Annotated in this window: 21 protein-coding genes and 1 other RNA gene; 13 read left to right on the top strand and 9 right to left on the bottom strand. The window is 59.2% G+C overall.

Translation table 11 applies throughout. The annotated features are described in order from the left end of the window. Positions 1 to 49 precede the first annotated feature (49 nt). From IU367_RS13450 to IU367_RS13430, 5 genes are all read right to left on the bottom strand, one after another. A complete protein-coding gene (locus IU367_RS13450; RefSeq protein WP_274452144.1) occupies positions 50 to 898 on the bottom strand; it encodes a cobalamin-binding protein in 849 nt (282 codons plus the stop codon). Then, a complete protein-coding gene (locus IU367_RS13445; protein ID WP_274452143.1) occupies positions 891 to 1,841 on the bottom strand; it encodes a cobalamin biosynthesis protein CobD/CbiB in 951 nt (316 codons plus the stop codon). Before IU367_RS13445 ends, IU367_RS13450 begins: the two co-directional genes overlap by 8 nt. Then, positions 1,838 to 2,530 carry a 5'-methylthioadenosine/S-adenosylhomocysteine nucleosidase gene (gene mtnN / locus IU367_RS13440; protein ID WP_043136828.1) on the bottom strand — a complete coding sequence of 231 codons (693 nt, stop codon included), beginning with the start codon at positions 2,528 to 2,530 and terminating at the stop codon, positions 1,838 to 1,840. The genes IU367_RS13445 and mtnN overlap by 4 nt, the downstream gene beginning before the upstream one ends. A gap of 140 nt (positions 2,531 to 2,670) precedes the next feature. Continuing rightward, positions 2,671 to 3,429 carry a substrate-binding periplasmic protein gene (locus IU367_RS13435; RefSeq protein ID WP_098984374.1) on the bottom strand — a complete coding sequence of 253 codons (759 nt, stop codon included), beginning with the start codon at positions 3,427 to 3,429 and terminating at the stop codon, positions 2,671 to 2,673. A 97-nt stretch (positions 3,430 to 3,526) separates the two neighbouring features. Next, positions 3,527 to 4,459 carry a ZIP family metal transporter gene (locus tag IU367_RS13430; RefSeq protein ID WP_043137005.1) on the bottom strand — a complete coding sequence of 311 codons (933 nt, stop codon included), beginning with the start codon at positions 4,457 to 4,459 and terminating at the stop codon, positions 3,527 to 3,529. Positions 4,460 to 4,828: 369 nt separating this feature from the next. Here IU367_RS13430 and IU367_RS13425 point away from each other — a divergent pair, with 369 nt between their 5' ends. Continuing rightward, complete coding sequence (locus IU367_RS13425; protein ID WP_043136824.1) at positions 4,829 to 6,460, top strand: methyl-accepting chemotaxis protein; 1,632 nt, start codon at positions 4,829 to 4,831, stop codon at positions 6,458 to 6,460. A gap of 383 nt (positions 6,461 to 6,843) precedes the next feature. Here IU367_RS13425 and suhB read toward each other — a convergent pair whose 3' ends face one another. Next, positions 6,844 to 7,647, bottom strand: a complete 804-nt coding sequence (gene suhB / locus IU367_RS13420) for an inositol-1-monophosphatase (RefSeq protein WP_005310327.1) — start codon at positions 7,645 to 7,647, stop codon at positions 6,844 to 6,846. 200 nt (positions 7,648 to 7,847) lie between these two features. Here suhB and IU367_RS13415 point away from each other — a divergent pair, with 200 nt between their 5' ends. From IU367_RS13415 to emrD, 3 genes are all read left to right on the top strand, one after another. Next, positions 7,848 to 8,303, top strand: a complete 456-nt coding sequence (locus tag IU367_RS13415) for a hypothetical protein (protein WP_043136820.1) — start codon at positions 7,848 to 7,850, stop codon at positions 8,301 to 8,303. A gap of 190 nt (positions 8,304 to 8,493) precedes the next feature. Beyond that, complete coding sequence (locus IU367_RS13410) at positions 8,494 to 9,156, top strand: glutathione S-transferase family protein (RefSeq protein ID WP_274452142.1); 663 nt, start codon at positions 8,494 to 8,496, stop codon at positions 9,154 to 9,156. 250 nt (positions 9,157 to 9,406) lie between these two features. Further along, positions 9,407 to 10,606 carry a multidrug efflux MFS transporter EmrD gene (gene emrD, locus IU367_RS13405; protein ID WP_043136815.1) on the top strand — a complete coding sequence of 400 codons (1,200 nt, stop codon included), beginning with the start codon at positions 9,407 to 9,409 and terminating at the stop codon, positions 10,604 to 10,606. Between the two features lie 194 nt (positions 10,607 to 10,800). On the opposite strand, the gene ssrS is transcribed toward emrD, so the two are convergent. Together ssrS and zapA are read right to left on the bottom strand one after the other, a co-directional pair. Beyond that, positions 10,801 to 10,983: non-coding RNA, 6S RNA (ssrS, locus tag IU367_RS13400), on the bottom strand. A 16-nt stretch (positions 10,984 to 10,999) separates the two neighbouring features. Next, positions 11,000 to 11,332: a cell division protein ZapA gene (gene zapA, locus IU367_RS13395; RefSeq protein ID WP_042865847.1), complete on the bottom strand. Its 333-nt coding sequence runs from the start codon at positions 11,330 to 11,332 to the stop codon at positions 11,000 to 11,002. Positions 11,333 to 11,505: 173 nt separating this feature from the next. Between zapA and IU367_RS13390 the strand changes: the two genes are divergently transcribed. From IU367_RS13390 to gcvP, 6 genes are all read left to right on the top strand, one after another. Beyond that, on the top strand, positions 11,506 to 12,075 hold the full coding sequence (locus IU367_RS13390; protein ID WP_042034443.1) for a UPF0149 family protein: 570 nt from the start codon (positions 11,506 to 11,508) through the stop codon (positions 12,073 to 12,075). 203 nt (positions 12,076 to 12,278) lie between these two features. After that, positions 12,279 to 13,502: a 2-octaprenyl-6-methoxyphenyl hydroxylase gene (ubiH, locus tag IU367_RS13385; RefSeq protein ID WP_241278189.1), complete on the top strand. Its 1,224-nt coding sequence runs from the start codon at positions 12,279 to 12,281 to the stop codon at positions 13,500 to 13,502. Between the two features lie 100 nt (positions 13,503 to 13,602). Further along, a complete protein-coding gene (locus tag IU367_RS13380) occupies positions 13,603 to 14,838 on the top strand; it encodes an FAD-dependent 2-octaprenylphenol hydroxylase (protein WP_274452141.1) in 1,236 nt (411 codons plus the stop codon). Positions 14,839 to 15,253: 415 nt separating this feature from the next. Further along, entirely contained in the window at positions 15,254 to 16,351 is a 1,098-nt protein-coding gene (gene gcvT, locus IU367_RS13375) for a glycine cleavage system aminomethyltransferase GcvT (RefSeq protein WP_274452140.1), read from the top strand. A 93-nt stretch (positions 16,352 to 16,444) separates the two neighbouring features. Then, positions 16,445 to 16,834, top strand: coding sequence for a glycine cleavage system protein GcvH (gcvH, locus tag IU367_RS13370; protein ID WP_043136806.1), 390 nt, complete (start codon positions 16,445 to 16,447; stop codon positions 16,832 to 16,834). A gap of 285 nt (positions 16,835 to 17,119) precedes the next feature. Next, entirely contained in the window at positions 17,120 to 19,996 is a 2,877-nt protein-coding gene (gene gcvP, locus IU367_RS13365) for an aminomethyl-transferring glycine dehydrogenase (protein WP_274452139.1), read from the top strand. Between the two features lie 294 nt (positions 19,997 to 20,290). Here gcvP and IU367_RS13360 read toward each other — a convergent pair. After that, a protein-coding gene (locus IU367_RS13360) for an IS3 family transposase (RefSeq protein ID WP_274452138.1) occupies positions 20,291 to 21,444 on the bottom strand; the annotation gives its coding sequence in 2 pieces (ribosomal slippage) (positions 20,291 to 21,207 and positions 21,207 to 21,444; 1,155 coding nt in all). A gap of 212 nt (positions 21,445 to 21,656) precedes the next feature. On the opposite strand from IU367_RS13360, the gene IU367_RS13355 reads away from it, so the two are divergent. The 3 genes from IU367_RS13355 to IU367_RS13345 all read left to right on the top strand — a co-directional run bounded on the left by IU367_RS13355 (position 21,657) and on the right by IU367_RS13345 (position 26,558). Continuing rightward, the gene (locus tag IU367_RS13355; RefSeq protein WP_274452137.1) at positions 21,657 to 22,451 is read left to right on the top strand and encodes a hypothetical protein; all 795 of its coding nucleotides are present in this window, start codon (positions 21,657 to 21,659) and stop codon (positions 22,449 to 22,451) included. Positions 22,452 to 22,694: 243 nt separating this feature from the next. Beyond that, on the top strand, positions 22,695 to 23,087 hold the full coding sequence (locus tag IU367_RS13350) for a hypothetical protein (protein WP_274452136.1): 393 nt from the start codon (positions 22,695 to 22,697) through the stop codon (positions 23,085 to 23,087). A 171-nt stretch (positions 23,088 to 23,258) separates the two neighbouring features. Continuing rightward, positions 23,259 to 26,558 carry an SEL1-like repeat protein gene (locus IU367_RS13345; RefSeq protein ID WP_274452135.1) on the top strand — a complete coding sequence of 1,100 codons (3,300 nt, stop codon included), beginning with the start codon at positions 23,259 to 23,261 and terminating at the stop codon, positions 26,556 to 26,558. Positions 26,559 to 26,753: the final 195 nt, after the last annotated feature.

Raw genomic sequence — 26,753 nt, 5'->3', positions numbered from 1 at the left:
GGTATCTACTAAATTTTAAGGCACTTTCTATGCCATGTGCAGATCTACATCAGCGTGTGTGATCTGAATGCATGTTTTTTGGCTGCTTGTCACCGAGCTGAATAATGGCATCACACACCTGCTGCACGGCATTGAGTGCCCTCGGGGTGAAGCGGTGCAACTCATCCGAGTTGATGAGTTGCAGGCGCTGGTGCTTGACCGCATCGATCATGGGCCACTGCTGCCAGTGACGCAGGGCGTCGGGATCTTGACTCCCCGCCAGGATCAGTGCCGGGTTGGCCTTGATGATCTGCTCCAGGCTGACCTGGGGGTAGGGAGTGTGGGTTCCCGCCATCACATTTTCTCCGCCACACAGTTCGATGGCCTGAGCCGGCCAGGCGGAACCGCTGACGCTGGTCAGGGGGGGATCCCAGAGCTGATAAAACACCTTGATATGCTTGGGCTGGCCGTAGCGTTGTTTGAGGTCGGCCAACCTGGCGAGATAGGCATCGGCCTGGGCATTGGCCGCTTGCTCCAGCTCCAGCCGTGTTCCCAGCGCGTGTATTTCCGTGGCCAGGGAGGCGAAATCCGTGGGCTCGGAGTAGAACACCGGAATACCCAGCTGCTCTATGGGCGCGAGCATGCGGGATTGGGCCGAGCGCCAGGCCACCACCAGATCCGGTTTCTGGGCCAGCAGGGCTTCCAGGTTGATGCTGCGGTAGTTGGCCACGTGCGGCCGTGTCGCCACCTCGGGTGGAAAGTCGGAGGCATCATCGGTGGCGACGATGCGATCGCCGGCACCGATGGCAAACAGCAGCTCGGTCAGATGGGGGGTGAGGCTGACGATGCGCATCGGCGCAGCCGCCAGCAGCGTCAGTGGCCAGCAGAGCAGGCAGATCAGGGCGACATGCCTAGCCATGCAGTTGCTCCAGCGCGGTGAAGAGGACGGCCAGTGCCAGCCAGCCCCAGCCAATTTGTTGCAACCGGTTGAGCAAGCGCAGTGCACTGCTGGCATCAGGGTCGCTCACCGCATCGAACACAGGGAAGCGAAACAGGGTGTCCTGGTAATAGCGTGGGCCGCCCAGCCGGATCCCCAGCGAGTGGGAAAGCAGCATCAGCAAGGCGCCCATGGCAGGGTAGGGCCACCGTATTGCCGTGCGCAGGCGAGCCCCCAGTTGACGCAGCTGGGTCAGGCACAGGGGCAATGCCAGCAGCAGGATGGCGGGGGTACAGAGTCCCTGGTAAAGCACGGCAGCGGCGCGGCCGAAGTGGCTGAATGCCGCTTGCTTGGGGCTCCAGCCCTGGTTCATCAACTGAGCGAGTCGCCACAACAGGGCACCCTGAACGCCGGCCAGTGCAAACCCGAGCAGGGGACCGGCCCACTGGCCTGTCAGTCGCAGCGCACAGGTCTCGCTGACCGCCTTGGCAACCCCCATCACGGAGAGTTTGCCGGTATCGCGCCTGAGCGAGGGGGCGGCCTGCAGCCGGGCAACCACCAGCGTCTCCTGACTTGCCAGCGAACGGGTGGCCTTGGCCAGCTCTCGCAGCGGGCGCGACTCTATCATCAGCAGCAGAAACAGCAGATCAAACAACGGCTCCGAGAGGGAAAGGTTGCGCACCGCCCAGAGTCCGGCGGCGCACGGCAGCCAGACAACCAGCAAGGCCAGCAGACCGGCCTGGAATTGCTGCCTGGGCGCGCCATCTGGCCTGTGTACCTTGTGGCCGAGGCGGGTCAGCAGGGGCACCAGGGCGGAGAGCCTGAACTGGGCAGGCCAGGGCAGTATGGCTTCCAGCAGCGTGGCCCCGAGCAAAATGGCCGCCGGAGTGGCGGCCATCTGTTCCAGCGTGGCGAGGTCGATCACAGCTTGCCGAGCATCTTGATGATCATCTCGGCCGAATGCTGGCCCGCCACCTCGATGAAGGCGTCGAAGGATTCAACCTGTTCCTTGCCGGCGATATCCGACATGGCGCGGACCACCAGATAGGGGACCTTGAACATGTGGCACACCTGGCCGATGGCGGCTCCTTCCATCTCGACTGCCAGCATCTGCGGGAAATCGGCACGGGCTTTCGCAATCGCCTCGGGCTTGCACATAAACTGATCGCCGGTGCAGATGAGGCCAACTTTGGTCTGATGCTTGCCTTGCTCGGCGATGCAATCCTGGGCCACCGCGATCAGCTTCTCGTCGCAGGGGAAGGCGGCGGGTTGTTGCGCCATCTGGCCCATCTCGTAGCCGAAGGCGGTCACATCCACGTCGTGGAAGCGCATTTCGCTGGCGATGACCACGTCACCTATATGCAGATCCTGGGCAAAGCCGCCGGCGGAGCCTGTGTTGATCACGCAATCCGGGGCAAATTTTTCCAGCAGCAGGCTGGTGGCGACGCTGGCGGCGACCTTACCGATGCCGGAGCGAGTCAGGATCACCTCTTTGCCCGCCAGCATCCCCTGATAGAACTCGCAACCGCCCAGTTGCAGGGTGGTTGGCTCGCTCATCTGGCTGCGCAGCAGGGCCACTTCCTGTTCCATGGCGCCGATAATACCTACTTTCATCACTCACCTCGTCTCGATGGCCGCGTGGCCGAATAAGTTGTTGTGGATCATAACAAAAGTTGGCGATGGCGCCGAGCATTCCGAGATGGTCGCCAGGAGGAAGATAAAAGGGGAAAGAGGCGGAAGTGACGTGTCCCCGCTCAGCGGTATTGTTCCACCAGCCTGGTCAGCGCGCCGCTGTCGGCCAGTTGCTGCAGCGTGCTGGCAAACAGGGCCAGCCGCGCGGGCGAGGTGTGTTGATGAAACAGTATGTAGAAAGGGGTCTCTTCCATGACGGTGGGGAGTATGCGCACCTGGCCGGTGAGCCTGTGCTGGCGAATATCGAATTCGAAGCCGGGTGAGCGGTAATAGATGAAGCGCCCCCGTTTCATCCGCAGCTTGTCGTAGTTGGCTGTGCTGTTGATCCCGCCGCTGTCGATGAGGAGCCCGCCGATGGCTTGCAGCCGCTCTATGGCTCCGCTGCCATGGTTGATGAGGATGATGCCCTCCTTGCCAAGGGCCCTGACATCGTCCCAGTGACGAATATGGATGGGGTCGTCGCTGCGCACCGCCAGGTGGTAGCGCACCGTGAAGATGGGCGGTTGCAGATAGATGAAGTGGTTGCGGCGGGCCGGGTTGTCGCCGACGCCGCAGATAAAATCGAGCTGGCCGTGCAGCACGCTCTTCTCCAGCCGTTTCAGCGGCAGGAAGATCTGATCGCCCTGGATGCGCAGGGCGGGTTCTCGCTGCTCCATGAGTCGAAACAGGTCGACGCAGATCCCGCCGACGTGTCCATCCGGGTTTTCAATGTATTTTGGGGCCGACTCCGGCTGCGCCGCCGTGTGATAGACCTCTATGGTACTGGCTGCCCAGAGCGCAGGGGCAAGCAGGAAAAGCAGTGAGGCCACCCAGGATCTCATCTCATGCAGGCCCTTGATGAAGGCTCGGGGAGATCCCGATGCCAGCTATGTCAGTATCGTCAACGAATGGGACATTGGGCTATTTATCAGCATCTTATCAACCCAATGCGGTGTCGAGCGTCATCATGAGGGCAAAGCCGGCCATCAGCCCCAGGGTGGCGTGGGTCTGGTGACCATTGCGATGAGTCTCGGGGATCACCTCGTGGGATACCACAAACAGCATGGCGCCGGCGGCCAGCCCCAGCCCTATGGGATAGGCGATGGCCATGCCGCTGGAGAGGCCCACTCCGAGCAGGGCGCCGAGCGGTTCCAGCAGACCGCTGCCGATGGCGACCAGTACGGCTTTGCCTGGATGAAAACCGGCGGCGCACATGGCCAGCGCCACCGCCAGCCCTTCCGGAATGTCCTGCAGTGCGATGGCGGTGGTGAGCGGCAATCCCACCGACATGTCTCCCTGGGAGAAGCTGACCCCGATGGCCATGCCCTCCGGCAGGTTGTGCAGGGCGATGGCAAACACGAACAACCAGACCCGGGAGCAACTCTCATGGCCCGGGCCGCAGGGGCCCGTCTTGTCGTGTTCATGGGGAGTGAACTGATCCAGTCCCAGCATCAGCAGTACCCCCAGCGTCATACCGGCTACCACCACGGCGGCGGCGAGGAAGCCATCCCCGGTGATCCCTTCCGCTGCCTCGAGTCCCGGCAGCAGCAGGGAGAAGGCACTGGCGGCCAGCATCATGCCGGCGGCAAAGCCCAGCATGCTGTCTTCCACCCGTTGTGGCACGGCGCGCAGGAAGAGGGCCGGCAGGGCCCCGAGGGCAGTGGCGGCAAAACCGGCCAGTCCACCGATGAGGCCATAACGGGCTCCCGGACTGATGTCACCAGCCGCCAGCATGATGAGGCTCTGCAACAGCAGCAACAACACGGCTGCCAGGGCGATGAGCAGGCCGATCGCGGTCAGCGGGCGAGCCTGCATCTGCTCGCGCAGCTGAATTGACCAGGAGGAAACCGGCAGCGCCGACGCGTTATCCATAAGCATGACCTCGATTGGCAGCGGATGAGGGGGCTCATCACCATGGTCTTGCATTACACCGAGGCGGGCCTGCTTTGTCCATGCCCGCTGACCGATTGCCTTCATCGGCTAACTATTTGATATGTTTTGGTCGCTATAAAAAGTTTGTGATGAAAGTCCGGTTGTGCGGAAAAACAACTTGCTTTCACGCCGCGAAATCCGGTGAAGGAGTAGGCAGATCTGTGGTAAAGTGCCGCCCTCGCGAAACCAGCCCTTCCCTTGGTTTTTCGCAACGTCCCATCTCCCGTCAGGAATGTCCGGGTATCAGCTCATACGGATGTGATCGCCACAGTGCACCTGCTTGTCAGCAGTTGAGGATCACCAGCCACCATGTTTTACAAAAATCTGTCTATCGGCAAGAAGATTGCCGTGGTCTTTGCGGTCATTGCCGCCGTCAACGTGATATTCGGTATTTTTCTCTCCAGCGAGCTGCGCGGCGTGCGCGACCGCGTGCTGAACTTTACCGACTCCACCCTGCCGAGCGTGCTCTCGGTGGAAACGCTGCTCTACGACGTCTCTTACGTGCGTCGGGCCCAGTTCGCCCTGCTGATGGTTGACGATGCCGCCGATCTGCAGGCTCGCCGTGGCCGCATTCAGGACAATGTCCAGAAGGTCGAGCGTGCCTTTCGTGCTTACGAGTCCACGGTCGGTGCCGATCATGAGCGCCAGGTGTTCAACCGTGCCAAGCAGGACTGGCAGCAGTACCTGAACTCGGTCAATGCGGTGGATCAGCTGCTGGTACAAGGCCAGCTGGCCCAGGCCAAGGCGCAGCTGTTCCAGTCCAACGCTGCCTATGGTGCGCTGGAACAGTCGGTCAACAGCCTGGTGGAGGTGAACCTCGGCTTCGTGAAGGAGAATCGGGGCAGCCTGCTCGACAGCGTCAACATGGTGACCAGCTTTGCCATGGTGAGCATAGGTGGCCTGCTGCTGTTCATGATGGCCATGACCTGGTTCCTGACTCGCCAGATCTGCCTGCCACTGCAAGCCGTGGTGGCGCAGGCCAACGCCATCGCCGCCGGTGATCTGACCCATCAGCTGGATCGACAGCACATAGGTCGCGATGAGCTGGGCATGCTGGCCAAGGCATCTCTCAAGATGCAGGACAACCTGCGTGGCCTGATTGAAGAGGTAGTAGCCGCGGTGACCCAGCTTGGCGCCGCCATCGAAGAGGTGAGCGCCGTTTCCGAACAGTCGGCGCAAGGGATCCAGAGCCAGCAGCAGGAGATCTCCCTGGTGGCAACCGCCATGACCCAGATGAAGGCCACCGTGGCCGACGTGGCCGGCAACACTGAGACCGCCTCCGAGTCCGCCAGCTCCGCCAACGCCCTGGCCCGTCGCGGCAATCAGGATGTGCAGAGCTCGCTGGTGGCCATTACCCGGGTCGCCGAGGAGATTGAACAGGCGGGGACCCTGGTCGCCGAGCTGGAGCGTGAATCTGCCCAGATCAACGTGGTGGTGGACGTGATCCGTGGCATCGCCGATCAGACCAACCTGCTGGCGCTCAACGCCGCTATCGAGGCGGCCCGTGCTGGCGAGCAGGGCCGCGGCTTTGCCGTGGTTGCCGATGAGGTGCGTACCCTGGCGGGTCGTACCCAGGCCTCCACCGGCGAGATAGTGGCCATCATAGAAACCCTGCAGGCGCGCGCCAACCAGGCGAAAGAGGTGACAGGTCAAAGCTGTGACATGATCCGCCAGTGCGTGGTGCAGAGCGAGCAGACCAGCAACGGCATCCAGCAGATCGAAGAGGCGGTCGCCCAGATTGCCGACATGGCCATTCAGATTGCCAGTGCCTGTGGCGAGCAGGATGCTGTCTCCGATGAGCTGGGTCGCAACGTGGAGCGGATCAATGAATCCTCCAACGAGGTTGCCATCGGTGCCGATCACACCGCCCGCGCCTGTCTGGAGCTGAGCCAGCTGGCTGCCGGTCTGAAGCAGACCATAGGTCGCTTCCGCCTGGCCTGATGAGGGCAATGCCGGCTTGGTCTAGGCTGAGCCGGCCCATGCCCGCTGGACACACAACAAAACCCGGCGCTTGCCGGGTTTTGTTGTTTTACAGGGCGCCAGGGGAGGCGGATACCCGGCGAATGAATCCTGATCTTCACGTCTTCATGCCGGGCCTGCGACTGCGGGCGGATGGCCGCGGGCAAAGGATTGATGTCGGCAGTTAAGCATGGTGAAACCCGGTTGGCGGGAAAGGGGTATGAGGATTTGCGTTGATAACGCTCATGCCTGCCGGGCTGCAAGGGAGGCTCAGGACTGCCATGGAAGGGCCTGCCTCGTTGCTGTAGCAATAAAAAAACCCGGCCAAGGCCGGGTTTTTTGTGCGTGCGCTGCGAGAGGCTGGCTTATTTGGCCAGGGACTCCGGCAGGTTTTCGCGGATCTTGCCGAGCATCTCTTTCAGGACGCGCGGGTTGGCAACCACTATGTTGCCGGAGTTTTCGTAGTTGTGACCACCCACGAAGTCGGTGACGATGGCACCGGACTCTTTGGCCAGCAGCTCACCGGCAGCGGTATCCCAAGGCTTGAGGCCGATTTCCCAGAAACCGTCGACGCGACCGGCGGCCACATAGGCCAGATCCAGTGCGGCAGAGCCGGAGCGACGGATGTCGGCACATTCGATGAACATGCTCTGGAACATCTTCAGGTACGGCTCTATGTGGTGCTTCTGCTTGAACGGGAAACCGGTGGCCAGTACTGTGCCAGCCAGCTCTTTGGCCTTGCCGACACGGATGCGGTAGCCATTCAGCTGGGCGCCGTTACCACGGGTCGCGGTAAACAGCTCGTCACGGATGGGATCGTAAACGACGGCCTGTTCGGTCTTGCCCTTGACGCGCAGGGCGATGGAGACGGCAAAGTGCGGAATGCCCTTGACGAGGTTGGTCGTGCCATCCAGTGGGTCAATGATCCATTGGTAGTCCGGATTGGTACCGGCAATCTCACCAGACTCTTCAGCTATGATGCTGTGTTCCGGGTAAGATTTTTTGATGGTGTGAATGATGGCCGCTTCGGCGTCACGGTCAACGTTGGTCACGAAGTCATTGCTGCCTTTCTGGATGGCCTCGATGTTCTCGGGCTGGGAGAAGGCTTTTACTACTACTTGACCGGCGTTGCGCGCAGCGCGCACGGCGATATTCAGCATCGGATGCATAGGTTCACCACTGGATGTTAAAGAACGGGGGATAAAAGGACGCGGTATAATACCAGTCTTTTCGATAATGGCAACCGTTATACGCCTTCTCCCTGACCTTGGCGACTGCCAGATCTGACGGCTCCAATATAGGCTTCTTTTGGTCTAGTCTTATGGCAGCAGCCGAATAACAGGCTGCATTGAGCATAGGGACGTGGATCATGAATCTGTCATTAGTCAGTCAAAAACCGTCGGCAGCGAGCACTCAAGGGCTGCTGGCTGCCTTGAGAGCATCAACCGGATATGGCGACTACTTCAACGAGGTGAGCATTGCCCAGCCATCACAGTGGCAGCCGGGCAAAGAAGAGGCGGCCATACTGCTGCTCGATGGCGATACCCCCTGGCCCGAGTTTGCCTGGCAGCGCAGCGGCGAGACGTTCGGCTTGCCGGTATTGCCGCTGCTGATGCGCGGCGGGGATGAGACCCTCACCATTCAGGGGCCGGATGTGCGGGATCCGCGCTTCTATTTTGTCTCCAACGGCATAGTGCTGGACGAATCGGAGCTGGCCGATCCCGCCTGCAGCAGAGTGCTGTTGAGCAAGCTTGAGTCCTACTTCCCGCTGTTGTCCCGCCTCATTTTGCTGCGCCAGCGCCAACCCGTGGGGCTGTGCAACTAGCGTTTCTCTTCCTGCTTGCGGGCTGTTCAAGCGGCGCAATATTTGTCATAACTGACCCGTATTGCGCCGCTTTGCCATGCCGGAGCCGGGAAAATGTCCGCATGGCGTCTATCCCGTTGTCTTTACCTGTCTGGCATAAGCACAGCAGTGATCGTGTCTGTGCCAATGTGTGGATCACAAGGAGTTCATGATGATCGATTTTTATACCGCAGCCACCCCCAATGGTTTCAAGGTGGCGATCGCCCTCGAAGAGCTGGGGCTGCCCTATCGGGTGATCCCGCTGGATTTGTCGGCACTGGATCAGAAAACCCCCGCGTTTCTGGCCATCAACCCCAACGGACGCATCCCGGCCATCGTCGATCGGGATAACGGTGACTTCGCCGTGTTCGAGTCCGGCGCCATCCTGCTCTATCTGGCAGAGAAGGCGGGCAGGCTGTTGCCGCAGGATCCCAAGCGTCGTTCCCAGGCCATCCAGTGGCTGATGTTCCAGATGGGCGGGGTCGGCCCCATGATGGGGCAGGCCAACGTCTTCTATCGCTATTTCCCGGAGAAGATCCCGGCCGCCATCGAGCGTTATCAGAAGGAGGGGCGCCGCCTGTTCGAGGTGCTCGACAGCCACCTGGTGCAGCATGAATACCTGGCCGATGAGTACAGCATCGCCGACATCGCCACCTGGCCCTGGGTGCGCATTCATGACTGGAGTGGCATCTCCATCGAGGGTCTGCCGCATCTGCAAGCCTGGATGGCGCGCATGGCAGAAAAACCCGCCTGCCAGAAGGGGATCACCATACCGCCACGCAACGAGACACCGGAGGATCTGGTCAAGCAGGCCCAGCAGATGGTAACGCGTTGATTTTTATTGCTGACGGGGCAAATTGCCCCGTTACATTAGAAAAACTAGGGAAAGCTGATTACAAAGATTCGTTCGTTTTTCGTGATCTGAATCACTAAAATCACGCCAAGCCAAGGGAGTGTCCTGCTCCCGGCCGGTGCGGGTTCTCCGCCTTGTATTTTCACCTTTGATTGACTCTGTTTTTTTGGATCCCCTCTGCAGGTTTCTGCCAGGGGTACGGCAGCTTTTTGATGATTTGCGGGACTGAGATATGTATCGGCACAGTTTTTACCCTCTGTTTTTTCTGACCATCCTGATGGTCGCCGTGGGCCAGATGACCCAGACCCTGTATGTGCCCTCCATTCCCATGATGGCGGGGGACTTCAACGTGGCCTCCGGCCAGTTGCAGGCGGTGATGGCCTGTTACCTCATTCCGTACGGGCTCTCCCAGTTTGTCTATGGCCCGCTGTCGGATCGCATCGGTCGCCGTCCTGTGCTGCTCATCGGCATGATGGTGTTTCTGGTGGGGACCCTGACCATTCAGCTGATCCCGAGCTTCACCGCGCTGCTGGTGGGCAGCCTGATCCAGGGGATGGGCACGGGTGCCGGCGGGGCCATGAGCCGTACCGTGATGCGCGATCGCTACAGCGGCGCCGAACTGAACCGGGCCAACAGCCTGGTGAGCATGGGAGTGATCTTCTCCCCGCTGCTGGCCCCCGTACTGGGTGGCTGGCTGACCGAGCTGTTCAACTGGCGCGCCGGTTACTGGTTCCTGTTCGGCTTTGGTGCCGTGACCACCCTGGCCCTGCTGGCCTGGTTTGGTGAAACCCTGCCACAGGCGGCTCGTCAACAGCCGCTGCGGGTCGGCGCCGCCTACCGCCACGTGCTGGGCAATCCGCGCTTTCAGGGCAACCTGCTCTGCCTGATGGCGACCTTCGCCGGTCTGGCGGTGTTTGAAGCGGCGGCCGGCGTGCTGCTCGGCGATGTGCTCAAGCTGAGCGCCCGCACCGTGAGCGTGCTGTTCGTGCTGCCGCTGCCCGGCTACCTGTTCGGCGCCTGGCTCTCCGCCAAGCTGAGCTTCCGGCTGAGCCAGGGCAAGCTGATGCGCCTTGGCATCGTCTTCCTGGCGCTGGGGTCACTGATCATACTGTTGCCTGGCTTGTTCGGCGTGGTGAGTGCGGCCTCGCTGGTGGGGGGCGCGGCCGTCTACTTCATCGGCAGCGGCATCCTCTATCCAACCGCCACCTCCTGCGCCATCGAACCCTTCCCGGGTCAGGCCGGCACCGCCGGCGCCATCCTTGGCGGCATGCAGAACCTGGGGGCGGGGATAGTCACCCTGCTGGCAGCCTGCTTCCCGATGGAAGGCCAGGTGACCCTGGGAGCCATCATGACGCTCATGGTCCTGCTGGTGGCCCTGAGCTTTGCCTGGCTGCGCCACCACGGCTCGCCGCACGAGCAGATGGCCGTCTGATCGCCTCGTGACAGTGACAAGCCCGCCCTCGCCGGCGGGCTTTTTATTGGCTCGATACTGGGTGTCGTGGGGGCCTGGGTTAGGGGAGAAGTAGGGGATGAACCTGAGCAGACAAGAATGAGCTGTCGCGCTGGGTCCCTGTAAACGAGAGACAAAGAAAAAGCCCGTCATCGTGATGACGGGCTTTTTGCTGTTGGTACCCCGGAGATGCCGTTGCCGGTTTGGGCCCTTGAACCGTAGGTTCAAGGCGGGAATCGAATCTGACCGCAGGCTTCTCGGTCGTGCCGAGCATGCGCAATAGCCAGAAGGCCGATCCCCTGGTGGGTATGATTATCGGCTCGGGGACTTGAACCGGCTGACGCACATCCCAGGGAATTTTAAAACGGTGCGCGATTAGGGCTGCAGGCCCTCGCCGCTGGATTCGCCATACTGTCCGTGCTCGATCAAGGCCGCTTCTATGGTGCGTTGCAGCATCTTGATCCGCTTGTCCATGGTCTCAGAGTATTGGTGATTCTTCTCTTTTTCAAGGCAGAGCTCATGGCAAAAATTGAGCGCTGCCATGATCGCCAATTGCTCGTTGCTGGAGACCTTGGAACGTTGACGCAGCTCGATGAGTTTGTCAGTCAGCTGGTCGGCGGCCTGGCGCAGGGCATCCTGCTGTCCCAAGGGACAGGATACCTTGTAGGGACGTCCCAAAATGACGATTTCTACGGCCTCTGTGCTCATGCCTTCCTCAATACGGCGGTGCTGATTTCCGCCTTTATCCACGTGGACAACTGGGCGGGACTATATAGCGCAGATGCAGAAGTTTCAAGGCCTTGCTGGCTCTGGAAGGGGGAGAATGCTAGGATCCTGACCATTAATTTTGCATATTTGCCTGAACTTTGAGCGGATCTTCGATGAGCAAAACGAACCCCCTGAAATACACGGCCGTGGCCGACCTGATGGAACAGCATGAGCTGATGGCAACGGCGGTGGAGGCCCATGGCGTGATCTGTGGTCTCGTCTGCGGTGGCGTGGCACTGGATGACAAGAGCTGGCTGCCGCCCTTCAACGATCTGGTCAACGACGGTTTCGGCTTGCCGGCCCCGGTGCGCCAGGTGATGACAGATCTCTATCACGAGATAGTCGAGAGCCTGATGGCCCAGAAGGGCGTCGAGCTGCTGCTGCCAAGCGATGAGGCGCCGCTCGATGAGCGCATCGATTCGCTTGTTGACTGGTCACAGGCATTTCTGGCCGGGTTTGGCGTGGTGCAGCAGGAGCTTTCCAGGGCGTCCGAAGAGTTGCAGGAGATGATCCAGGACATCGCCAGCATCACCCAGGTCTCTGCCGAGTTCGATCAGGAAGATGACGAGAACGAAGCCTCCTTCCTGGTGCTCTACGAGCATGTACGTCTGGGGGTCATGATGACCTTCGAGGAGTTTGGCAAGCGTCCCGATACCCCGATCGCACCGCCGACCCTGCACTGATCGCCCCTGCGACAGAAACAGCATAAAACAACGCAGAGCGCCCCGGTGGCGCTCTGCTTTTATCCGGCCGTATGGGGGAGGCAGCTCAGCATTTTTTCAACCAGATCATGGTCGTGACGCCGTTTTTTGCCCGTGGCCTCGCATCCCGGCCCCCCGCTTTGTGATAGCATGAGGTCACGTTCCCAGCTTCTTCCTCTCATCTCATGTCTCAATCTGATCTGGTTCACGTCGACGTGGCTATCGTCGGCGGTGGAATGAGCGGCGCCGTGCTGGCGCTCTCTCTTGCCGCGTTGCGAGGTGCCGACGGCGAGCCCCTGCAGATCCTGCTGCTGGAGGCGAGCGCCCCCGAGCTCAATGCCCATCCGGGCTTCGATGCCCGCGCCATCGCGCTCTCTGCGGGCACCTGCGAGGCACTGGCCCGTCACGGGCTCTGGCCTCGCTTCGCCCCTCACTGCTCCCCCATCACCCAAATCCATGTCTCGGATCGGGGCCACGTCGGCCAGGCTGGATTGTCGGCGGCGGAATATGGTCTGCCCGCGCTCGGCCAGGTGATAGAGCTGTCGGCGGCCGGCATAACACTGCAGCAGGGGATGGCGGCCTGCCCCAACATCCATATGCTGTGCCCGGCCCAGCTCTCGACCATTGAGCCGCTTGAGGAGGGCGTGACCCTGACGCTGGCCGGTGGCGAGCGCTACCAGACCCGGCTGCTGGTAGCGGCCGATGGCGGTCACTCCTTCGTGCGCCAGCACTTCAAGATGGCCGTCACTCGTCACGACTTTGAGCAAAGTGCCATCATAGCCACGGTCAAGACCGCCGAGGATCCCGCCGGGCGGGCGTTCGAGCGCTTCACCCAGGGGGGGCCGCTGGCCTTGCTGCCGATGCAGGATGGGCTCTCCTCCCTGGTGTGGAGCGTCGGGCGGGAGCAGGCGGATGAACTGATGGGGCTGGATGAGGCCGCCTTTCTCGCCCGGTTGCAGCAGGCGTTTGGCTGGCGGCTGGGCCGTTTCGAGCGATGCGGCCAGCGCCACGTCTATCCGCTGGTACAGACGGCCACCGACTACCCGCTGGCCCAGCGCACCGTGCTGGTGGGCAATGCCGCCCACCTGCTGCACCCCATCGCCGGGCAGGGCTTCAACCTCGGTATGCGCGATCTGGACCTGCTCACCCAGGCGGTTGCCGGCGCGCTCGCGGCGGGGGAGGACATAGGCAGCTTTGCGGTGCTGAACGGTTACTGGCAGCTGCGCAAGGAGGATCAGGCCCGGACCATCTGGCTCACCTCCTCGCTGGCCCAGCTCTTCTCCAATGGCCACGATCCGCTGGTGGCGGGCCGCAACCTGGCGCTCTCCCTGATGGGACGGCTGACTTGCCTCAAGGCGCCGCTGGCCTCCCGTACCCTGGGGTTTGTGGCCGACCTGTGCCGTAAATGAGGGGCGCCGCCCACCCGCGGCGGTCAATCGCGAATTGAAAGGGGCTATGCCAACGGGCGTCCCCTGCTGACCCGGCGGTCAGCCACGAAAGGAACAGATGATGCAGATGCAAAACGTGGATGTGGTGATTGTGGGGGGCGGCATGGTGGGCCTGGGGCTCGCCGCCGCGCTCAAGCAGAGTGGCCTCAAGATTGCCATCGTGGAGGGACAGTTGCCCGATCCTGAGCTCGGGGACGCGCCGGACAACCGGGTCAGTGCCCTGAGTCTGGCCAGCCAGCGCATCTTGCAGCAGGTCGGCGCCTGGGCCGGGATAGCGGCGCGGCGCCTGCAGCTCTACGAGAAGATGCAGGTGTGGGAGCAGGACAGCTTCGGCCAGATTGGCTTTGATGCCGCCAGTCTGCGCCAGGGGGCACTCGGTCACATAGTCGAGAACCGGGTCATCCAGCTGGCGCTGCTGGAGGCGATTCTTGGTGGCAATGCAGGGGATGCAGACAACATACAGCTGCTGAGCCCGGCCCGGGCCGCCAGCCTGCAAAGTGGCGAGGCGGGGTCACTCCTGCTGCTGGACGATGGCCGCGCGCTGTCGGCCAAGCTGGTGGTGGCCGCCGATGGCGCCCACTCCTGGGTGCGCCGCCAGGCGGACATTCCGCTCACCAGCTGGGATTACGGCCATCACGCTCTGGTGGCGACGGTGCGCTGTGCCGAGCCCCACGAGGCGGTGGCCCGCCAGATCTTCACCCCCGATGGCCCGCTCGCCTTCCTGCCCCTGTGGCAACCGGATCTCTGCTCCATCGTCTGGTCCGTGCCCGCTAGCCGGGCCGAGGCACTGTGCGCCTGCGATGACGAACAGTTCAACCGCCAGCTCACCACCGCCTTCGATGGCCGGCTGGGGTTGTGCAAGGTGGAAGGGGCGCGCAGCGCCATCCCGCTCACCGCCCGCTATGCCCGCGACTTCGCTCGCGAGCGGCTGGTGTTGGTGGGGGATGCGGCTCACACCATACATCCGCTGGCGGGGCAGGGGGTCAACCTGGGCCTGCTGGATGCGGCGGCGCTGGCGGAGCAGATTGTGCAAACATATCGTGCCGGTGGGGACATAGGTCTGCTGGCCAACCTGCGCAGCTACGAGCGCTGGCGCAAGAGCGAGGCGGCCCGCATGCTGGCGGCCATGGAAGGGCTCAAGCGGCTGTTCAGCGGGGACAACCCCCTCAAGAAGCTGGTGCGCGGGGTGGGATTGTGCGCCTTCGACGCGCTGGCGCCGCTCAAGCAGGGGGTGATCCGGGCTGCCATGGGGCTCGATGGCGAACTGCCCGCCCTGGCCAAGGGTGAAAAAATCTAATACTACTCAGGTTTTTTTACAACAAAACTAATCTGACGAGGCTGATGACCCATTTTGGGCATCAGCCTTTAATCTGGGTGGCAGGCGAAACGTTTTTCTTCAAATTGTGACGAAACGGTAAAAATCAAAATTTAATCTCGTGTGAGTCGCGGTTCGACTGTTTTTATCACTGTTTTTACCTTAGTGTCTGGGGTCTGTTTACTGGCGGTGGATTAGTTTTTTTTGAGCGGCAGGCTCGCCCGCTTGTCATATAATCCGCTGCGTTCAAGGAATCACTCTTGCCCCACGGGGCTGGAACGAGCACAGACTCCAGCCGTCTCTTCTCTTTCTGTTGCACAGGCGATTGCATGTCCTGTTGGCTGTCAGGGGAGGGCGGATTGCGAGTGTTGTCGCGAACGCTTAAGGAAACACAGCGATGATCCAGACTACAGTACTGCATCCCAAGCACCTGGAAGCCAGCGCCAAAATGGTGGACTTCCACGGTTGGGAAATGCCCATCAACTACGGCTCCCAGCTGGAAGAGCACCACGCGGTGCGCACCGATGCCGGCATGTTCGACGTCTCCCACATGACCATAGTCGACTTGACCGGCGAACGGGTCAAAGCCTTCCTGCAACACCTGCTGGCCAACGACGTGGCCAAACTCACAGTCCCGGGCAAGGCCCTCTACAGCGGCATGCTCAATCCGGAAGGCGGCGTCATCGACGACCTTATCACCTATTACCTAACCGATACGTTTTACCGCCTGGTGGTGAACTCCGCCACCCGCGAGAAGGATCTGGCCTGGATCCGCCACCACGCCATCGATTTTGCTGTGAGCGTGACCGAACGTCCCGAGCTCGCCATGATCGCGGTGCAGGGCCCCAACGCCAAGGCCAAGGCGGCCAAGGTGTTCACCCCTGAGCAAAATGCGGCAGTGGAAGGGATGAAGCCCTTCTTCGGCGTGCAGGCGGGGGATCTCTTCATCGCCACTACCGGCTACACAGGCGAAGACGGCTATGAAATCGTGGTGCCGCAAGAGAAGGCGTGCGACCTGTGGCAGGCGCTGCTGGACAACGGTGTGGCCCCTTGCGGGCTGGGCGCGCGGGATACCCTGCGCCTCGAAGCCGGCATGAACCTCTACAGCCAGGACATGGACGAGAGCATCAGTCCACTCGCCGCCAACATGGCCTGGACCCTGGCCTTCGAGCCGGCTTCCCGCCAGTTTATCGGTCGCGCCGCGCTGGAAGCACAGAAGGCGGCGGGCACTCAGCCCAAGCAGGTCGGTCTGGTGATGGAAGAGAAGGGGGTGCTGCGTGCCGGCATGCCGGTCACCTTCACCACCGCCAGCGGCGAGAAGCGGGAAGGTGTGGTCACCTCGGGTTCTTTCTCGCCGACCCTGGGCTACAGTATTGCCCTGGCGCGGGTGCCCCGCGACATCGGCGAACAGGCCGAGGTGGAGATCCGCAAGAAGCTGGTCACCGTCAAAGTCACCAAGCCCGCTTTCGTGCGCAACGGCCAGAAGCTGGTGTAACAACCCCATTGCGGCGAAGGGGCTGCCCTTCGCCAGTACCCCTTGTACGCGGTCCAGGTACAAGTGATCCAAGTGAATAAGAAGGAAGCACAAATGAGCCATATCCCGAGCGAACTGAAATATGCCACCTCCCACGAGTGGATCCGTGTTGAAGCCAACGGCGAGGCCGTGGTCGGTATCACCGAGCACGCCCAGGATCTGCTGGGAGACATGGTGTTTATCGACCTGCCGGAAGTGGGCAAGCAAATTGGTGCCGGTGATGACTGCGCCGTGGCCGAGTCGGTCAAGGCCGCCTCCGACATCTACAGCCCGGTGAGCGGCGAAATCATCGCCATCAACGAAGAGCTGGAAGGCAGCCCCGAGCTGGTCAACTCAGACCCCTACGGCGCCGGCTGGCTGTTCCGCATCAAGCTGGACGACGCGGGCGAGCTCGCCAACCTGCTGGATGCCGAAGGCTACCAGAACCTGGTGGACGAAGAGTAATGCCCCCGGGCCCTGCCAACACAGCAGGGCCCCTTTGTATGACCGCCAGCCGGGCACACGCCGGCCGGTGGAAGGGTGAAGTCGCCCGCGCCTGCCGTTTGCCAGCCTGGCCTTGCCAGGGGGCAAGCGGGCCGGTACGCAACAAGGCGATCCCCTGTCGATGCTGGCGCAGCATCCGGTGCCGCACCCAGCCTGCGGGACCCAGAACATGAGTGGAGTCGGTATCAACCGGCTATCAGGAACATCAGGTCTTGGTTATCAGGACTTAATACCAGGAATAGGGAAATGACCCAGTCACTGTTTGAACTCGAGCAAAAAACCGATTTCATCCGTCGCCACATAGGCCCGGGTGAGGAAGAAGTGCGCGCCCTGCTGGCCACCGTGGGCGCAGAGAGCCTGGACGATCTGATTGAGCAGACGGTCCCCGCTGCCATTCGCCGGCCGGGCCCGCTCGGCATCGGTGCCCCCATGACGGAAGTGGAGGCACTGGCCAAGCTCAAGGGCTACGCCGCCCAGAACAAGATCGCCAAGAGCTATATCGGCATGGGCTATCACGACACCCATGTGCCCCACGTCATCCTGCGCAACGTGCTGGAGAACCCGGGCTGGTATACCGCCTACACCCCGTACCAACCCGAGCTGGCCCAGGGTCGTCTTGAAGCCCTGCTCAACTTCCAGCAGCTCACACTTGATCTAACGGGGATGGATCTGGCCAGTGCCTCCCTGCTGGATGAAGCCACCGCCGCCGCCGAAGCCATGGCGCTGGCCAAGCGCATGGCCAAGTCCAAGTCCCATCTCTTCTTCGTGGCGGATGACGTGCACCCCCAGGTGATCGACGTGGTCAAGGAGCGCGCCGTGCACTTTGGCTTCGACGTGGCCGTCGGCCCCGCCGGCGAGGCGGTGAGTGAAGAGGTGTTCGGTGCCCTGTTCCAGTACCCCACCACCACGGGTGAGGTGAAAGATCTGCGTGCCCTGATCGCCGCCGTGCAAGCCCAGAAAGGGCTGGCCTGCGTCAGTGCCGACCTGCTCTCCTTGCTGCTGCTCAAATCCCCGGGGGAACTGGGGGCCGACGTAGTGTTCGGCTCAGCCCAGCGCTTCGGCGTGCCCATGGGTTACGGTGGCCCACACGCTGCCTTCTTCGCCACCCGCGATGCCTACAAGCGCTCCATGCCGGGCCGTATCATAGGCGTCTCCAAGGATGCCCGCGGCAAGAGTGCCCTGCGCATGGCGATGCAGACTCGCGAGCAGCATATCCGCCGCGAGAAGGCGAACTCCAACATCTGTACCGCCCAGGTGCTGCTGGCCAACATGGCGAGCTTCTACGCCGTCTACCACGGCCCTGTGGGGCTGAAAACCATCGCCTCCCGCGTGCACCGTCTCACCAGCATTCTGGCGCTCGGCCTCAAGGCCAAGGGCGTTGCCCTCAAGCATGCCAGCTGGTTCGATACCCTCACAGTGCTGACTACGGGCAAATCAGAGCTGATCGCCAAGGCCGAAGGGCTCGGCATCAACCTGCGCGCCGATCTCGATGGTGCCGTGGGCGTGTCCCTCTCCGAAACCACCACCCGCGCCGATGTGGCCGAGCTGTTCGATCTCTTCCTCGGCAAGGGCCACGGCCTGGATGTGGAGGCGCTCGACAAGGCGGCTCAGACCCATCACGGCATACCGCAGGATCTGCTGCGCACCGACGCCGTGCTGACCCACGAGGTGTTCAACAAGTACCACTCCGAGACCGAGATGCTGCGTTACATCCACCGTCTCGAGGCGAAAGATCTGGCGCTCAACTACGCCATGATTTCGCTCGGCTCCTGCACCATGAAGCTCAACGCCACCGCCGAGATGATCCCGGTGACCTGGCCCGAGTTCGGCAAGCTGCACCCGTTTGCGCCGCTGGCCCAGGCCAAGGGCTACCAGCTGCTGCTGGCCGACTTGGAAGACTGGCTGGTGAAGGTGACAGGTTACGATGCGGTCTGCATGCAGCCGAACTCTGGTGCCCAGGGCGAGTACGCGGGCCTTCTGGCCATCAAGAAGTACCACGAGTCCCGTGGCGATGGTCATCGCGACATCTGCCTCATTCCGGCTTCCGCTCACGGCACCAACCCGGCTTCCGCCCAGATGGCGGGGCTGCGGGTCATAGTCACCGCCTGTGACAAGTCCGGCAACGTGGATCTCGACGACCTGCGCGCCAAGGCCGCCGAGGCGGGGGAGAAGCTTAGCTGCCTGATGGTGACCTACCCTTCCACCCACGGGGTGTATGAGGAGACCATCAAGGAGGTGTGCGACATCGTTCACCAGCACGGTGGTCAGGTGTATCTGGACGGCGCCAACATGAACGCGCAAGTTGGGCTGACGGCGCCGGGCTTCATCGGGGCGGACGTCTCCCACCTCAACCTGCACAAGACCTTCGCCATTCCTCACGGCGGTGGCGGCCCGGGCATGGGTCCCATAGGCGTGAAGAAACACCTGGCACCCTTCGTGGCCGGTCACGCCGTGGTCAAGACCGACAAGGAGAGCCGCAACAACGGCGCCGTGTCGGCAGCCCCGTTCGGTTCGGCCAGTATCCTGCCCATCAGCTGGATGTACATCGCCATGCTGGGCGACGAGGGGCTGAAGAAATCTACTCAGGTGGCCATCCTCAACGCCAACTATCTGGCCAAGAAGCTGGGTGAATCCTTCCCTGTGCTCTATTCCGGGCGCAACGGCCGGGTGGCCCACGAGTGCATCCTGGATATACGCCCGCTGAAAGAGGCGTCCGGCATCAGCGAGATGGACGTGGCCAAGCGGTTGATGGACTACGGCTTCCACGCCCCGACCATGAGCTTCCCGGTGGCGGGCACCCTGATGGTCGAGCCGACCGAATCTGAATCCAAGCGCGAGCTGGATCGCTTCGTCGAGGCCATGACGGCCATCCGTGCCGAGATAGCCAAGGTGCAGGACGGCCACTGGAGCCTGGCCGACAACCCCCTGGTCAACGCGCCCCATACCCAGGATGACGTGATGGACGAGCAGTGGAACCGTGGTTACAGCCGCGCCGAGGCGGTCTTCCCGTCCGACGCCGTGCGCGCCGCCAAGTTGTGGCCGTCGGTCAACCGTATCGACGACGTCTACGGCGATCGCAACCTGTTCTGCTCCTGCATCCCCACCGAGGATTACGCCAAGTAACTGGCGCGCTGATCACGGCCATTTAAGTTGGAAACCGTGACATTAGAGTTGGAAACCGACAATTAAGTTGGAAACTGAAAGACCCTGCATCGCAGGGTCTTTCTATTTGTGAGGTACATCGCTGCTTGTTCATTGTGCAATATGAGTGGCTTGGTTAGGGAAAGTGCAAACCATTCACTATTGTTAAGGCCTAATGGGCGATTCCGATACACCCGCAAGCTAAAGGCGGTTATAGCATATGAGAAGCTCAAATCTGTATCCGCGCCAAGCGCCAAGTGAATCGCCCCGGCTTCTTTAGACACTTTTGAGCCGTTCGAAATATTGCTTCTCACACTCTACTGGCGATAGCCCATTGTTGAAACTGTGTCGACGCTTGGGGTTGTAAAACATTTCAATGTAATCGAACACATCCTGCCGGGCCTCCTCGCGATCCGCATAGGTTCTACGTCGGATCCGCTCGCGTTTGAGGAGCTGGAAGAAACTCTCCGCCACCGCGTTATCATGACAATTGCCGCGTCTGCTCATGCTGGCCTTGAGCCGGTGCTCCCGCAAAAAATCTTGCCAGTCATAGCTGCTAAACTGACTCCCTTGATCGGAATGAACCAGCACTTCCTGCTCGGGTCGCCGTCGCCACACCGCCATCAGTAACGCGCTGATGGCCAGCTCTCGGTCAATCCGTGGCCTCATTGACCAACCAATGACTTGTCGTGAGAACAAATCCAATACCGCAGCCAAATAGAGCCAGCCTTCATGGGTTCGGATATAAGTGATGTCCGTTACCCAGACCTTATTTGGCTCAGTCACATCGAACTGGCGTTCAAGATGATTCGGTGCAACGACCGTTGGCCGGCCACCATAATGACCGGGACGGCGACGATAACCGGTTTGTGAACGTAAGCCTTTATGGCGCATTAATCGCGCCACTCGGTGTTTCCCACAGGTCTCGCCCATCTCTCGCAGGTCATCCCAGATCTTGCGATAACCATAAACGCCCCCGCTTTCTAGCCAACATTGCTTGATCTGGCCCAGGAGGCGTTGGTCTTCCAGGGCTCGGGCAGATAAAGGCTGGTGCTGCCAGGCGTAATAACCGCTCGGGTGGACATTCATCATCCGACACAGTCTGCGGATGGGATGTGTGGACGCGTGCTCCCGGATGAAGGCGTACCTTACCCTGACAGCTTGGCAAAGTACGCGGCGGCCTTTTTTAAGATATCTCGCTCATCGGTGACGCGGCGCAGTTCAGCCTTGAGGAGCCGAATTTCGGCTTGCTGGCTGGAGTCATGCTGTTGCTGCACTTCGGGCTGGCTGTAGCGTTTGATCCAGGCGTAAAGACTGTGGCTGGACACACCAAGCCGCTCAGCGACCTCTGCCACTGGGTAATTGCGCTCAGTCACTTGCTTGACGGCGGCCAGTTTGAATTCTTCCGTGTAACGTTGCTGCTTGCTCATAACACCTCCTGAATGACCTCAGTTTGAGGCTCTTGAGGTGTCTAGGAAAGTAGGGGCGATTCATCAAGTCACAACGTCCCCAGCCCCAAGTGACCGCTACACTTGGGCTTTCTGACAGAGACACCAGTTGACGAAAATCGTACTAGACAAAGTCGACTTCATTTCGTTGATTATAAATGTGCACGTTAATTTCTAAAAATGAGGAGGTAGATATGATTTTTCTGAATAATCTCTCTGTTTACGAACGCTCTAATATGGCCCGAGACCCGACAACTGCTTCTGAGGTGTTGGTTGAGTTGGCGACTGATGAAGAGTTGGAGGTTCGCTACTATCTAGCTCTCAATCCTGCGACTCCAATCGAAGTGATCATTGAGCTAGCGAGTGACGATGATGACGAGATAAGCGGGGTTGCATCTAGTAACCCAGCCCTCCCAGCCGATATGCTCATAGCACTCGCAAGACACAAAAATGTAGTAACCCGCGCTACTGTGGCAAGGAATTGCTCAACTCCGACCAAGGCACTAGCTATGTTAGGTTGTGATGTGGATAAGCATGTTCGTCGTGGCGTTGCCAGCAATCCTAATACTCCGCCAACCGTGCTGGATACGCTGGCTCGTGATACAGAGGAAGAGGTTCGCGCTGGGGTTGCCTGTAATCCCATGATCCCGCCTAGTTTGTTGGCTCGGGTATTGAGCTTGGCAAGACATGATGAAGTTAGAATCTTGGCTGCGGTAGCGAGCAACCATTCCCTACCATCCGATGAGTTAGCCAGCTTGGTGTCTGATGACAGACCGCTAATTCGTATGGCAGCAGCTAGCAATCTTAGACTGCCTGTAGAGCTGATGGCCGAGCTGGCGTGTGATGAGGATAAATATGTTCGCAAGGCCCTTATCTACAACCCCGTGTTGCCAACTCAGGTTCTGCTCAAACTGGCAAGTGATAAGGATGAGTGTGTCCGACGAGCCGTAACGAAGACCCTGTCTTTGCCTGTGGAGTTACTACTATAACTAGCTCGTGACGAGATGTCTTATATTGAAGATTGGAATGATCGCAAGTCTCTAATTAATCATCCTGCATTATCAGCACAAATGTTGCTTTTGTTAGCATTGGTGATGTTATTTAATCGCATTTCAATTAATAAATCCTGGATTTTTATCTCTAGTATTTAGTTTATTGGGTAAGGAGTTTTTAATGATTAGGGATATCCCCCGGATATATTTTACGAAAAAATTACTCCTAAAGGATATGAAATGTTGAAACCATGTGTACTTTACGCCACTTTAAATCATGCCGCGAAGAGCGGTACGCTAGTTAATTTAAACACCGTGGTGAGAAATATATTTCTAGGTGTGGAGAACGAACACCCTCCTTACATTGAAGTAAAAATAAATGACGAGATCAAACTTAACCAACTCCGTCGGGAACTTAGTACAGAGCTATGTACTCGATATCATATCGACATTACTGCTAATCAATTACCCCTCAGTGCGTTGTTCGTTGGCGAGAAATCAAAACTGCCTGGACCACCGCTCAGGAAACTCATGGAATCAACTAATGGATTAGAGTTTACTACTGATGTTGAGTGGTATACCTATTGGCGTAGCATAGTTAACTCGATCTACAAACATTACCAAAATGATTGAACTACTACACTTTATATTGTGATGGAAGTCACGCAAATTATTTTTATTACTTTTACATTCTTGCCCGCGAGCAACTATTTTATGGCGCGGTGTGATTTTAAAATATAAGATGTGAATATGTGGTCGATTGTGTGGGTGGCCCAGTGTTAAATATTTACAAGGATAAAATAGATGAATATGGATCTGGGGAAATTAGAGTTAGAAGCTGAGTTAGGTGTTGCCAGTGCTCAGTTCGCATTGGGAGAGATATACGAAAATGGGGAAGAAAGAGATTATGAGCAAGCTTTAGCATGGTACCGCAAGGCAGCCATCAATGGGTATGCTGATGCGCAGTATCGCCTCGGGAAATTACACGAACAATGGCATAGCGGTATGGGGTTTTATCTCGGAAGTACGGTGATGCTAGCTCATGATATTAAACAAGAGTATGAGCGAGCCGTGGATTGGTACAGTAAGGCCGCCGATCAAGGCCATGCTGATGCACAATACGCTTTAGGCCGGATGTATAGCCGTGGCCAAGGGACGGAGCAAAATTATGAACAAGCCGTAACATGGTACCGAAAAGCTGCCGATCAAGGGATCGCTGGAGCGCAGTTCCGACTTGGTGAGATGTACAAATATGGCCATGGGGTAGCACAAAATGATGAGCACGCAGAGGCTTGGTATCATAAATCGGCTAGTCAAGAAAATACCAATGCGATGTGCGCATTAGGCGAGATGTATGAACTTGGCCAAGGTGCAGCACAAGATAATGATCAAGCCATGACTTGGTATATCGAAGCAGCCAAGCGAGAAAATGCCAAAGCACAATACCGTCTCGGCCAAATGTATAGTCTTGGTCATGGAGTGAAACAAGATGCTCATGAAGCCTTGGTATGGCTCTGCAAGGCTGCCATGCAAGGCAATGCTGATGCATTGGAAGTAATCGTTAAGATGGCAAAGCAAGGTGATCACCATGCCTTTAGTGCTCTCTGCAATATAGCCAAAAATGGACATAAGGGGGCACATGAAATAATCACTGTGATGGCTGAGCAGGGCCATGCAGAGGCACAGTATGTACGCGGCATGATGTATTGGGATAATAGTTCTATACAAAATAGCCGCGCACAATGGGTTTTCAATTGGCTGCTAAAAGCGGCAAGCCAAGGGCATGTGCATGCGCAATTACGACTCGCAGAAATGTATTCCAGAGGTAATGGGGTGGAAGAAAACAATGTTCAGGCCATTTTTTGGTATCGCGAAGCGGCCGAGCAAGGCAATGCCATGGCGTTAAACACCATCGATAAAATGGTAAAGCAAGGTAATGCCCATGCTTTGAACATTCTTAGCGAAATAGCAAAATCTGGGAATGATGGTGCACAAAAAATAATTATCGAGATGGCTGAACAAGGGCATATGGAGGCTCAATTTCAACTCGGCGGAATATATGCCACGGGCCAAGGGGTTCAGCAGGCAGTGACCTGGTACAGCAAGGCAGCCGAGCAAGGCCATGTGGAGGCGCCGTTCCTTCTTGGCTGGATGTACGACACTGGCCGAGGGGTTGCACAGGATGACAGACAGGCTGCGGCCTGGTACCACGAGGCGGCCGAACGAGGCCATGTAAAAGCTCAATTTAAGCTTGGCATGATGTACACCAATGGCCGAGGGATAGCTCAGAATCACACGCTGGCGTGGGCCTGGTACCGTAAAGCGGCCGAGCAAGGCCATGTGGAGGCGCAGTACTACCTAGCTAGTTTGTACGATGAGGGCAAAGGGGTTAATAGGGATTATCAACAAGCGGTAGTCTGGTACCACAAGGCGGTAGAGCATGGGCATGCTGGTGCGCAGAACAACCTTGGCATGATGTACGCTAATGGCCAAGGGGTGGCGCAGGACGATACCCAGGCCGTGGCCTGGTACCGTAAGGCGGCTGAGCAAGATCATGCAGGGGCGCAGTACAACCTCGCCGGGATGTACGCCAATGGCGAAGGGGTGGCACAGGATCATGAGCAAGCTGTGGCCTGGTACAGCAAGGCAGCCAAGCAAGGCCATGCTGAGGCACAGTGCGACCTAGCCAGGATGTACTCAGAGGGCAGAGGGGTCGCACAGGATGGCCAGCAGGCTGTGACCTGGTACAGCAAGGCGGCCGAGCAAGGCCATGTGGAGGCACGGTTCCTACTCGGCACAATGTACACCTATGGCCGAGGGATCGCCCAGAATGACAAGGAGGCTGCGGTCTGGTATCACAAAGCGGCCGAGCGAGATCATCTGGAGGCACAGTTTCTACTCGGCGGAATATACACCACGGGCCGAGGGGTTGCACAGGATGACAAACAGGCGGCGGCCTGGTACCGCAAGGCGGCCGAGAAAGGTCATGCGGAGGCGCGGTTCCTACTCGGTACGATGTACTCCTATGGCCGAGGGATAGCTCAGAATGACAAACAGGCGGCAGCCTGGTACCGCAAAGCGGCCGAGCAAGGTCATACGGAGGCGCAGTACCACCTTGCCAGAATGTACGATGATGGTCGAGGGGTGGTACAGAATGACAAGAAGGCGGTTGTCTGGTATCACAAGGCGTCCGAGCAAGGCAATGCCAATGCATTGGACGCCGTCTGTAAGATGGTAAAGCAAGGTAATATCCATGCCCTAAACGCTCTCGGGGAAATGGCCAAAAATGGGCATGATGGTGCACGGGAAGTAATCATTGAGATGGCTGAGGAAGGGACTGCCATGGCGCAGGCCAAGCTCGGCTGGATGTATAGCAATGGCCAAGGGGTGGAGCAGGATGATGCTCTGGCCATAGTCTGGTACCGCAAGGCGGCCGAGCAAGGGCATGCCATTGCGCAGTACAACCTCGGCATGATGTACGATGAGGGCCAAGGGGTATCACAGGACTATGCCCAGGCCGCAGCTTGGTTTCGCAAGGCCGCCGAGCAAGGGGATACTGATGCGCAGTACAACCTTGGCGTGATGTATGAAGCGGGCCAAGGGATGCCACAGGACGATGCCCAGGCCGTGGTCTGGTACCGCAAGGCTGCTGAGCAAGGAAATGCTAGTGCGCAGTATAACCTTGGTGTGTCGTACGACACTGGCCAAGGGATGCCACGGGACTATACCCAGGCCGTGGCCTGGTACCGCAAGGCAGCCGAGCAAGGATATGCCGATGCGCAGTACAACCTTGGTGTGTCGTACGCCAATGGCCAAGGAGTGGCGCAGGACGATGCCCAAGCCCTGGTTTGGTACTGTAAGGCGGCTGAGCAAGGGTATGCCGAAGCGCAATTCAACCTAGGGGTGATGTATTACCATGGCCAAGGGGTGCCGCAGGACGTCAAACAGGCATATGCCTGGTTCTCGGTCGCTGCGGCCAGCGGTTATGGCGACAAGGCTGTTAAGTCCCGCGATCGTGCTGCCAAACAATTAACACTAGCCGCTCTGGCAGAGGCGCAGGCGCTGGCTGACCGCTATATTCAGCAGCACTCATCCCAGTCGTAACCGACAGGGCGATCAGTAAGAGCACTGTACATAAGGGGCGGTTACGTTAAACGACCGCCCTTATTTGTAATAAAATTTCACAAACTGTATCACGCCAAGCAGTGCTCGGTTTCCAACTTCAATGTCCTGCTTGTTCGTTGAGCTGGTGGAGGATTGCTATTGAGTTTCCAACTTAATTGTCATATTGAGAATCGC

Origin of the sequence: Aeromonas bestiarum (genome assembly GCF_028751155.1) — a bacterium.
In the GTDB taxonomy this organism is placed as follows: Bacteria; Pseudomonadota; Gammaproteobacteria; order Enterobacterales; family Aeromonadaceae; genus Aeromonas; species Aeromonas bestiarum.
The sequence above is the reverse complement of the archived record's forward strand: the minus strand, read 5'-3'. Positions and strand labels throughout refer to the sequence as shown.